We start from the raw sequence: 11,292 nt of genomic DNA, 5'->3' as shown, positions 1-11,292 counted from the left end.
AATTTAATTTTGATTACCAAACGTAAGTTGCTACTGCACCTGCATTTAAAGTAGTTGAAACTTGTTTTTGATTGTATTTGATATTGAATGTTTCTGTTGCAGTTCCGTCATTTTCAACAAGTAGAACAATTTGTCCTGACGGCGTTTTGAAAGCAACATTATAAAGATTTCCGCTTATATTACTTCCAATTCTAACCGATCCTTCCGGAACAAATTTAGAAGCGTGACCAATAATATAATATCCTACTTCTCTTTTAATATTCTGATTTTTATCAATCATTAAAGCTCCTTTGCAAGTAGAACATCCACCTGGTGTAAAAGGTTTGTAGAATTCATCATTTGCTAATCCCCAGGAAAGTGTAATTTTACTCCAGTTGCGCATGGAACCAATTACTACATTTTTTACACTCCATTTCAAATCAGTTTCAAAATTGGTTCCTGATCCTGTGTATTGTTCTGTAAAATATAAATCTTTGTTTGGATAAGCATCATGAACGGTAGACATCGCGCTGATATCTCCTTCATATAAATGAAATGCAGAACCTGCTATAAAAGGGTTTGCTTTTGCATCTTTTAAAATAGTCAGAGGATATTCTGGTTTATTGCAATTGTGATCATAAATCACAATTTTGGTTTTAATTTTTGCTTTCGCGAAAGCGGGACCTAAATGATTCCCAATGAAATCTGCCTGTTGTTCTGCAAGCATCAATAAACTTGGATTATTTCCCGGATGAAGAGGCTCATTTTGAGGTGTAATCGCATCAATTACAATTCCCTCCGCTTTCATTGCCTGAATATATTTTACAAAATACTCGGCGTAAACCTGATAATATTGAGGTTGCAAGCTTCCTCCTTTTGAACTTCCGTTATCTTTCATCCAAACTGGTGGAGACCATGGAGAACCCATAATTTTTATATCGGGATTTATCGCTAAAATTTCTTTTAAAACAGGTACCACATCTTTTAAATCCGGGCCAAGATTAAATTTTTCTAGTTTTAAATCGGTTTGACCCTCTGGCATATCATCATACGAAAAAACAGTTTCATTCAAATCAGAAGCACCAATGCTGATTCTTAAATAGCTCAAACCGATGGCGTCCTCTTTTCTCGAAAAAAGCTCCTGAAGCAATGCTTCTCTTTTAGCTTTATCCAATTTTAAAATTGCCTGGGCACTTCCTCCTGTCAAAGAAAATCCAAAACCTTCAATGGTTTGAAATTTCTGAGAAGCATCGACTATAATGGTTTGGTTCGAATTCGTTTCTGAATTAAAAACCAAATCATTTTGCTTTAGCAATTTTGATGATTCATCTGTAGTTGTGATCCACGATTGAGCTTTACCAGAATTGGCAGCTGCATTTTTTGAAGATCCACATTTTACCTGAACTGCAATAAGTGGCAGTAAAAGTAAAATTTGGAGTTTTTTCATGCTATTTTTCATATTTAATCAATTTCTATTAAGACAGGTAAGTGATCTGAAGGATATTTTAAATCTTTAGAATCGCTTAGCACTGCGTGTTTTTCTATTTTTAGTCCACTATTTTTAGACACAAAAATGTAATCTATTAATAATGTTACTGGTTGATCCTGTTTAAAACCGTTAAAAGTTCCTGATGGCCCGAATGGTTTTTCTTTAGAAACATCTCTGGTATCATCCATCACTTTTTTAATGGCTAAAATTTGTTTGGTATCAGGTTCCGAATTAAAATCTCCCATTAAAAAAACAGGGTATTTTTTACTGTTAATTGCTGCAATTTTCGAAAGTACCAACTGCACTCCCTTTACTCTTGCTTCTTCACCCATGTGATCCAGATGCAAATTAAAAACCCAAAATGTTTTTTTAGTTTTCAAATCTGTAAAAAGTCCATAGGTACAAACCCGGTTACAAGCTGCATCCCATCCTCTTGACACTACATTTGGTGTTTCTGACAACCAAAATGTATTAGAATCCTGAACTTTAAAACGATCTTTTTTATAATAAATCGTACATGCTTCTCCGGTTCCTGCTTCCTCTCTTCCTATTCCAAACTTGTTGTATTTTGGAAAAGCCGAAGCAATATCAATAACCTGATTTGGTAGTGCTTCCTGAACGCCAAAAATATCCGGACTATAAAATTGTATTTGAGAAGTAAAATAATCCTTTCGGTTTGGCCATGCATTTTCTCCATCTGAAGCCACATCTAAACGAATATTGTAGGTCATAATTTTTAAATTTTGACCATAAAATGAGCCACTTACCAAAAGCAGCATTACTACTAAAACAATTCTATTTATCTTTTTCATGTTTAAAAATTTTAATCTCGTAAAGCTAGGGCTTCCGAGGCTTTACTGAAAAAAATTAATTTAAAACTTATGTTAATTAAATAATTCTTCGCTGATGAAATTAATCAAGACATTTTTTTATCGACGTTTAAAAACCCGATTCTATAATCTTATTTTTTAGCTTCTGAAAAATCTAAATAATTTAGATTAAAACCTCCCTTTTCAAAAACCACCTTAATTTTATTGGTGCCTGCATTCAGCTTTACTCCAGATAACATAACCGTTTTCCATTTGTTATTATCGCCAGTTGCCGGAAGTGTGATGGTTTCTGATTTGTTTCCGTTTTCTGTTTCTAAATGAAGCTTACCTTCAGAACTTTCACTTGAATAACGAATAGCAACTTTGTAATTGTTTTGTTTTTTAACTTCCGAAGTAAACTGCAGCCATTCTCCATCTTCAATAAAAGAAACCTGATAACCGTTTGATCCAGAATCTTTACAAGGCAAAATATCAACACCATCATTTCTCATGATATTTCCTTTATTCCATTGATCAAAAGTTCCGGTTGCTACTTTGTAATTTACAAAATCTTTATCAGAATAGGCATGTCCATTTGTTCCCAGATCATATTGCGTTGCAATAATTTTCCCCGGAATTACATGTTTTTTATATGGTTTAGTGTCATTAGTCTGAACTTGTCTGAACATTGCATCAATAACATCTGGCTTAACCGTTACGTTTACCATTTTATAATTATCTGCCATTTTCATCAATGTTTTTTTGGCGAAATCTTCTGTCGGTTTTTGCCCTCCATCTTTCCAATATTTTAATAAAATATCATATTCAGGAATTTTTGTTACCGAAGTCACCCCAGCAATATTTTCTATTTTTTTCATTGGCCAAAAAGCCCATCCAATATTGTTGGTTTCCATTAGCGTAAGTGCATCTTTGAACCAAACATTAGAATTTTCTCCACTTTCTCCCAACCAAATCGGAATGTTGTATTGCGTTCTGTAATCCAACATTTTTTGGATGGATTCTTTGTCATTGTAATTCCAGTATTTATGGAAACTCAATGCCATATTTTCATCCCATAAAGGAAAAACTCCGTTGTAATTATTTCCCCAGCAATTCCCTTCGATAATTACCATATGATTGGTATCCACTTCACGAATTGCTTTTGTAACTGCAACCAGTAAATCTCTTAGTGGGCCGTTTGAGTTTTCATCACAACCGTTTTTATTGGTTCCGGTAAAATTCCAGTTGGGTTCATTGATAATGTCGTAAGCTCCAATCCATAGATTATCTCTATAACGAGCAGCGAGTTTTTTCCATAAAGCAATCATTTTTTTCTGATTAGCTTCACTATCCCAAAGTGATGGCTTAGTCGTATCATAATCAGAAATTGCCGCATCATTCCCTTGACCTCCCGGAGCTGCATGTAAATCTAAAATCAGATACATTTTGTTTTCGGCACACCATTTTAGTAAATTATCTGTCATGGTGAAACCTTCTTCAATCCAGGTAATTTCGCCATTTTTTTCTTCCTGAATTGATGGTGTGTACAAGTTGTAATGCATTGGCAAACGAACCGAATTGAAACCCCAGGCGGCTAATGAATCGATATCGCGTTTTGTGATACCGTTTGCTCTATATGCCGCATAGAATTCTTTTGTTCCTTTTTCTCCTGCAACTTCCTGAATTTTTTGTTTAATCTGATATTGAGGACTCGCAAAGGACTGTGTTTGTAACATATAGCCTTCCTGAACCATCCATCCGCCTAAGCCAAGACCTCTTAATATTATATTTTTCCCGTTTCCGTCTACGATATTTTGCCCTTCTCTATGCAAAAAACCCTGTCCGAAAGTAGCAACTGAAAGTAAAAGTTGTAATGTTATAAATATTTTTTTCATCTGAAAAATGATTTATTTTCTGTTAAAAATTATCTGATTATTTCCAGGTATAAGTTGCAACTGCTCCTGCATCTAAAGACGTTGTAACCCATTTATTATTGAATTTAATATTGAAGGTTTGAGTTGTTCCTCCATCATTTTCAACAATTAACACTTTTGATCCGGAAGGTGTAATAAAAGCAACGTTTTGAATATCTCCGCTTGAATTACTTCCAATTCTTACTGAACCCATTGGAACAAATTTTGAAGCATGGGCAATGATGTAATACGCAACATTACGCTGAAAAGCCTCACTTGAAGTTATTGTTAAGGCTCCTTTACACATAGAACATCCACCATCTGTATGAGGATTAAAAGCACCGTCATTGGCTAAATTCCACTCAAGCGCATTTTTACTATAATTTCTCATAGAACCAATGATTATATTTCTAAGATGCCATTTTAAATCGCCATCAAAACTGCCTGCAGAAGAAGTCCATTGTTCTGTAAAATATACATTTTTAGTTGGATAAGAATTGTAAACATTCGTAAGAGCGCTAATATCTCCCGCATAAAGGTGAAAGGCAGATCCGTCTACAAATGGATTAGCATCTACATCAGCCAAAATTGCTTTTGGGTAATTAGGATTATCACAGTTATGATCGTATGCAATAATTTTAACTTTAAGATTTGCAGCTTTAAAAGCAGGCCCTAAATTATTTTTAATAAAAGAAGCCTGATCTGCGGCAGACATATACATACTAGGATTATTTCCGTCATGCAAAGGCTCGTTTTGAGGCGTTATGGCATCAATTGTAATTCCCTCAGCCTTCATTTGCTGAATGTATTTTACAAAATACTTCGCATAAACATCATAATATTGAGTCTGTAATTTTCCTCCAATAAAACTGTCCTTGTCTTTCATCCAAACTGGAGCAGACCATGGTGTTGCCATAATCAAAATTTTAGGATTGATTACCAGAATTTCTTTCAACAGAGCAATTACTCCAGCTTTATCTTTAGCTAAACTAAATTTTGCCAAATCTAAATCAGTTTCGCCAGCTGGAAGATCATCATAAGTAAAAGGAACTGCATTTAAATCGGATGCACCAATACTGATCCTAAGATAACTTACGCCTATTGAATTTTCACCTGAACCAAATAATTCCTGTAATAAAGCACTCTTTTTTGATGGAGTTAATTGATTAATCATTTCAGCACTTCCTCCTGTTAAAGTGTAACCAAAACCATCAACAGTCTGATATTTTTGAGCTTCGTTTACTTCAATATTTGTATAAGCGTTAGCAACAGTTCCAAATCCTAAGGTTCCGGATTGCTTTGTTAATAAGACACTTTGATCACCTTTTGTCAACCAAAAATCAACATCGTTTGTTACAACAACTGGTGGTGTTACAGGAGGTGAGACTGGTGGCGGAACTGGATCGGTGGCATCGTTTGATGAAGAGCATTTAACCTGTGCGAATATGGCAATCGCAAAAAATAATGCTTTTATAGTGTTTTTAAAATTTAGTTTCATTTTTCTAGTTTTTAGTTAGTAGTGCTACTAGTATACAATAGTTTGTATAGCATGTGGCGGAATAGTTATAATGGTTTTTAAAGTGTTATTTATTACACTATAAACAACATCCTTATCGGATTGATTCATAACGATAGTTGCAATTTTTCCGTCAGAATTTTTAAAAGACGTACTTAAGAGGGTTTGATCACTGATAGTTTGATTTATTCTTTTGGCATTAGGCTGAATAAATTTTGAAAGATGACCGATATAATAATACATTGGAGTAAAGATCAATTCGTCTTTTGTGGTATCTGCATGGATTGGTGCAAAACAAAAATTCCCAACGTGATTAGGTCCTCCATTTTGGTCTAAAAGTATGTTCCAGTCTGTCCAGCCTACAGTTCCGTTATTGAAATCGTTAATCATGTTAAGGCCATAACGTTCTGCATTTCCCCAAAATTGAAATTTTGTAGGATCAAATCTTTCGACACATCCTTCTGTAAAAAGTAAATTTTTGTTTGGAAAAGCTTTGTGTACATTCCCTACAGATTGAAATTGAGGCGGCCCGCCATTCCAGGTTTCATACCAGTGAAATCCAATTCCCCAGGCATATTTTGAAACTTCAGGGTCTGAGAAAACAAGGTTTGCTCTGGTTTCTAACTGATCGCCGCGATTGTGATCCCAAATAATAATATTTTTAGAACCCAATCCTTCTTTTTCCAAAGTTGGCCCCAGGAAATTTTTCAGAAAATCTCGTTCAGCTTCCGGAGTATAGATACAAGATTCCCATCTTTGCTTGGCCATTGGTTCATTTTGAATCGTCAATCCCCAAACTGGTATACCTTCTTTTTCGTAGGCTTTTATAAATTTGGCATAATAATTTGCCCACGATTGTGCGAACTCAGGCAATAAAACGCCGCCGTGCAAAATATCATTATTGTCTTTCATGAAAGCTGGGGGACTCCAGGGACTTACAAATAAAGTTAATTTCCCGCCGGCAGTTTCAATTGCTTTTTTGAGTAGTGGAATTCTATATTTCCTGTCGTGATCTATATTGAAGGTTTTTAATTCTTTGTCACCCTCAGAAACATAAGTATAGCTGTCGCTGCTAAAATCGCAACTATGAATATTAGTCCTTGCTAAGGAATAACCAATCCCTTTATTTTTATCGTAATAAGCGGTTAAGAATTCCTGTTGTTTTTTAGGAGATAATTTGGCAAAAACTTCAGCACTTGCGTCTGTAATAGCGCCTCCAATTCCTAAAAAAGTCTGATCTGTTTTTTCAGTATCGATAACAATAGATACTGTTGAATTTGTTTGTTGTGAAGCTGAATTCGAAATTAAATTATTAGATAATGATAATCTCAAATTAGTATTTTCGGCCGTAGTATAAACCTGGATTTTTTTGTTTGCTTTGGATGCAGAAACAGTAGTGCTATCCACAACCTTTGATGAAGAACAACTTAATTGCAGAACTAGTATTGGAGCTATTAAAATTCTATTTATGGCTTTCATTGTTACTTTCAAAAAACTATTTAATTTAAAATTCAAGTAAGCGAGGGCCAAAATGGATGATTCAGATCAACCCTCTTACTCTTTATAAAATATTAATATACAAGTGTCTGTATAGCATGCGCCGGAATTTTAACTACTGTTTTTTCAGCAGCTATTATTAAATTATACGTAACTTCTTTGTCAGTTTGGTTCATAACAATAGTTGCCATGGTTCCGTCTGCATTCAAAAATGAAGTACTTAATAAAGCACTTCTGCTCACTGCAGAGCTAACTCTAACCGCATTTAAGTGAATGAATTTTGAAAAATGTCCGATATAATAATAAGAAGGTGTATAAATTAACTCACCGGTTGTAGTGTCGGCATGGATTGGTGAAAAACAAAAATTTCCAACATGATTAGGTCCACCGTTTTGATCCAAAAGAATATTCCAGTCTGTCCATCCGGCAGTTCCATTATTAAAATCATTAATCATAGAAATACCATATCTCTCGCCGTTACCCCAAAATTGATACTTTTTGGCATCAAACTTTTCAACACAACCTTCAGTAAAAAGCAAACCTTTGTCAGGATAAGCTTCATTTACTTTGGCTACATTATCAAACATCGAAGCTCCGCCTGACCAGTTTTCATACCAGTGAAAACCCATTCCCCAAACATATTTTGAAGCTTCAGGATCTGAGTAAATAACATTAGCTCTGTAATTCATTAAATCACGGTTATGATCCCATGCAATAATTTTTACGTCTCCTAATTTTTCTTTTTTCAATGTTGGTCCAAGGAAATTTTTAATAAAATCTCTTTCTGCTTCAGCGGTATATATACAAGATTCCCACGTTTGTACTGCCATTGGCTCATTTTGAGTTGAAGTTCCCCAAATTGGAATTCCTTCTTTCTCGTATGCTTTTATAAACTTGGCATAAAAATTTGCCCAAGTCTGATAATATTCTGGCAATAAAGTTCCGCCTTTTAAAACATTTTTGTTACTTTTCATGAAAGCATTGGGCGACCATGGCGCAACATAAGTTAACAATTTTCCTCCGGCAGTCTGAATCGCCTGTTTTATTAACGGAATGCGATATTGTCTGTCATGATCAATAGAAAAAGTTTTTAAATCTTTATCGCCTTCTTCGATATAAGAGTAGCTTCCACTGCTAAAATCAGAACTTTGTATCGTTGTTCTTAGCAAAGAATAGCCAATTCCTTTATTTTTATCGTAGTAGGCATTTAAGAATTCTGTTTGTTTTTCTTTTGAAAGTTTAGCAAAAATTTCGGCACTTGCGTCAGTAATAGCGCCACCAATTCCCATAAAAGTCTGAAATCTTTTTGATGGTTCTACAAAAACCGATGTTTCGATTTCAAGAGGTTGTTTTGCTGCTGAAAAAGTTAAATTATCTGTAGAAGTAATTCTTAGATTTGAATTTTCAGCGGTAGTATAAACCGTTATTTTTTTTCCATTGGTTGTAAACTCTTTTTTTGTTTTTGGTTGTTGGGCAAAGGCTGCCAACGAAAACAAAAAGCATAGAATTTTGAAACTATTTTTTTTCATTCTTTCCTTATTATTTAAATTCTAAATTGAAGTTTTTCAGAAACTGTTTTTCCGTTTCTATTTGCTTAAGTATTTAAAAAATAGCCCATACTCATAATGATTATGGGCTATTTACAACCAAACTTAAACTTAACTTAATCTTTTTATTTTCCTCTCATCTCAATTTTACTTACCGTAATTCCGTCTTTGGTAAAAGTATTACCACCAGAGCGAATTAGTAAGTAAACCTTTCCAGTTGCAGCAAATTTTACTGTATTTGAAACGGTACCTGTTTTATCATTTTTAACACAACCAACTACAGATAACATACCTGAAAATCCCGCTTTTGCGCAACCATCCCAAGTACTTAGACCCATTACTTTATTGTCTTTATATTCAACACCTGAAGCTGGCGCTGATGTTCCTGCATATACTTCAAACCAGGTTTCATCAGATCCACTTGGAGAAGAAACACGCATATCAATTGTATATTCTTTATCTTTTACAACATCTATTGCCTGATAAATTCCTTCTTGTGCCCAGCCACCTGGAGAATGAATAGTAGCGCTATTATTTTCATAAGACCAAAAAGCGGCACCTGTAGCACTTAAATTTAGTACAGTCCATTTTGCCTGATCTGCTGCAGTTGCAAAAGAACCTCCTTGCACCAAATTACCTTTTAAAGGGTCTGAAGTCGCAACTACAATTTCTTTTGAAGCAGAAGCCTTACCTCCACCGCTACCAATTGCGGTATGCACGATAGTATAAGTTCCAGCATCTGGCAAAGAAATTTCTTCCACCATTTTACCAGCATAATCTCCTGCTCCTGTATCCCATAGTGATTTAAGAACACCTTTTGTCTGAGCGACTAATTGGTATGTATTAACTTTTCCTTCTACGGGAATAATATCAAACGATGCGTCAACATTTGAATTTGTCAATCCATTATCAACAATGGAATCATCTGGCTGACAACTAGTAACTCCTAGTACTGCTGTCATAAAAAACAACAATAAAAATCCTTGTCTTTTCATTAAATTTATTTTCATATGATATTGTCTTAACTAATTAATAAAGTGGATTTTGAACAAGTTTAGTGTTTTCTAAATCTTTTTGCGGAATTGGCCAAACTTCATTTTTGCCTGCAACAAATCCAACATTTGCAAGAACAGTTGCTGCTTTTCCAGTTCTAACTAAATCGAACCAACGGTGTCCTTCACCTGCTAATTCCAAACGTCTCTCATTCATAATAGCATCAATAGAAACTGGCACAGAACCAAGTCCAACTCTAGCTCTTACTGCATCTAATAAAGCTTGTGCTCTTGCTCCTGTTCCGCCTAAAGCTTCTGCTTCCATAAGGTAAGTATCTGCTAAACGAATTGCATAAGTATCTTGTTTGTAATTTAAAGCTTGTGCTCCTCCACCTTGTGAAGTATCAGAGTTTAATGGCATAAACTTCTTTAAGAAATATCCTGTATCCTGATCACCAGGTGCATAATTAGCAGCTCCAGATGCTTTCAGAGCACGCAAATCAACAATTGTAGCATCAAAACGAGGATCTCCTTTTAAAGCATCATATAAACTTTGAGTTATTGGATTAAAGCTCCATCCTGAGATATAATCTGGTAATGATTGATCATTTCTACCATATCCTCTTGGGCCAACCATGATATTTACAGAGTTACCTTCGTCATTTCCGCCTCCCCAGAATCCCCAGTCTGCATTACTTTTGTCTGTATGCATAATTTCGATAATAGATTCTGAGTTTAGCTTGTTACTGATAACCCATAAATCTTCATAATTAGCAAGCAGTTTGTATCCGTACATACTCGTTCCTCCAGGTGTACCATTAACATCGGCAAATTCAGCTGCAGAAAGAGCATTCTTTCCTTCATATAAGTACACTTTACCTAATAAAGCCTGAACAGATCCTTTAGAAAAACGACCTCCTTCTGTTGCATTATTAACTGTGTTTGGCAAAGCAGCTTTTGCTTCAATCAAATCTTTCTCAATTTGAGCATATACTTCTTCTGGTGTCGATTGTGTAATAGTGTATGTCTCTGCTGGTGAAAGAGGAGCTGTAATTAATGGTAAGTTTTTAAAAGTTCTTACCAATTCAAAATAGTAATATCCTCTCATTGCTTTAGCTTCTGCAGCAAAACGAACCTTTTTAGCCTCGTCCATATTTACATCTGGCAATTTCTGCAATAATATATTTGCTCTTGCAATACCTTGAAAAAAGTCTCCCCAGAAACTTCTAGGCATATTAATTTTATCTAAAGTATAATTATCAAAAGCATGAATTCCTGCTCCATCTCCAGGTCCTCCACCTCCGGCATAAAAGTCATCTGAACCTGCATTTAGCATACAGACCATATTTTCAAACCCTTTAGATTGTTTTCCCATGATATCATAAGCCGCAATTAATGCTGAATAGGCTTCTGTTTCATCTTTATAATAGTTGTCTACTAATGGCAATCCTTTTGGATCTACTGTTAAAAAATCTTCACTACAAGAATAGCTAATAATCAGCAATCCAATTGCGATGAATGAATATCTTATATTTTTAATTTTCATGATT

At 34.8% G+C, this 11,292-nt stretch carries 8 protein-coding genes; all 8 read right to left on the bottom strand.

Translation table 11 applies throughout. From position 1 onward, the window contains the following. Positions 1-13: 13 nt before the first annotated feature. The 8 genes from BUA98_RS04920 to BUA98_RS04885 all read right to left on the bottom strand — a co-directional run bounded on the left by BUA98_RS04920 (position 14) and on the right by BUA98_RS04885 (position 11,288). Positions 14-1,438, bottom strand: coding sequence for a glycoside hydrolase family 30 protein (locus BUA98_RS04920; protein ID WP_072970468.1), 1,425 nt, complete (start codon positions 1,436-1,438; stop codon positions 14-16). Positions 1,439-1,440: 2 nt separating this feature from the next. Next, positions 1,441-2,280 carry an endonuclease/exonuclease/phosphatase family protein gene (locus BUA98_RS04915; RefSeq protein WP_072970467.1) on the bottom strand — a complete coding sequence of 280 codons (840 nt, stop codon included), beginning with the start codon at positions 2,278-2,280 and terminating at the stop codon, positions 1,441-1,443. Positions 2,281-2,429: 149 nt separating this feature from the next. Beyond that, on the bottom strand, positions 2,430-4,172 hold the full coding sequence (locus BUA98_RS04910) for a cellulase family glycosylhydrolase (protein ID WP_072970466.1): 1,743 nt from the start codon (positions 4,170-4,172) through the stop codon (positions 2,430-2,432). 37 nt (positions 4,173-4,209) lie between these two features. Continuing rightward, a complete protein-coding gene (locus tag BUA98_RS04905) occupies positions 4,210-5,688 on the bottom strand; it encodes a glycoside hydrolase family 30 protein (protein ID WP_072970465.1) in 1,479 nt (492 codons plus the stop codon). Between the two features lie 27 nt (positions 5,689-5,715). Beyond that, positions 5,716-7,185 carry a glycoside hydrolase family 30 protein gene (locus BUA98_RS04900; protein ID WP_072970464.1) on the bottom strand — a complete coding sequence of 490 codons (1,470 nt, stop codon included), beginning with the start codon at positions 7,183-7,185 and terminating at the stop codon, positions 5,716-5,718. A gap of 92 nt (positions 7,186-7,277) precedes the next feature. Then, positions 7,278-8,732: a glycoside hydrolase family 30 protein gene (locus BUA98_RS04895; protein WP_072970463.1), complete on the bottom strand. Its 1,455-nt coding sequence runs from the start codon at positions 8,730-8,732 to the stop codon at positions 7,278-7,280. A gap of 143 nt (positions 8,733-8,875) precedes the next feature. Then, the gene (locus tag BUA98_RS04890) at positions 8,876-9,760 is read right to left on the bottom strand and encodes a hypothetical protein (RefSeq protein ID WP_072970462.1); all 885 of its coding nucleotides are present in this window, start codon (positions 9,758-9,760) and stop codon (positions 8,876-8,878) included. Positions 9,761-9,779: 19 nt separating this feature from the next. After that, positions 9,780-11,288: a RagB/SusD family nutrient uptake outer membrane protein gene (locus BUA98_RS04885; RefSeq protein ID WP_072970461.1), complete on the bottom strand. Its 1,509-nt coding sequence runs from the start codon at positions 11,286-11,288 to the stop codon at positions 9,780-9,782. Positions 11,289-11,292 lie beyond the last annotated feature (4 nt).

The organism is Flavobacterium saccharophilum (assembly GCF_900142735.1).
GTDB classification, from domain to species: Bacteria; Bacteroidota; Bacteroidia; order Flavobacteriales; family Flavobacteriaceae; genus Flavobacterium; species Flavobacterium saccharophilum.
This window is presented reverse-complemented; position numbering and strand designations above follow the sequence as displayed.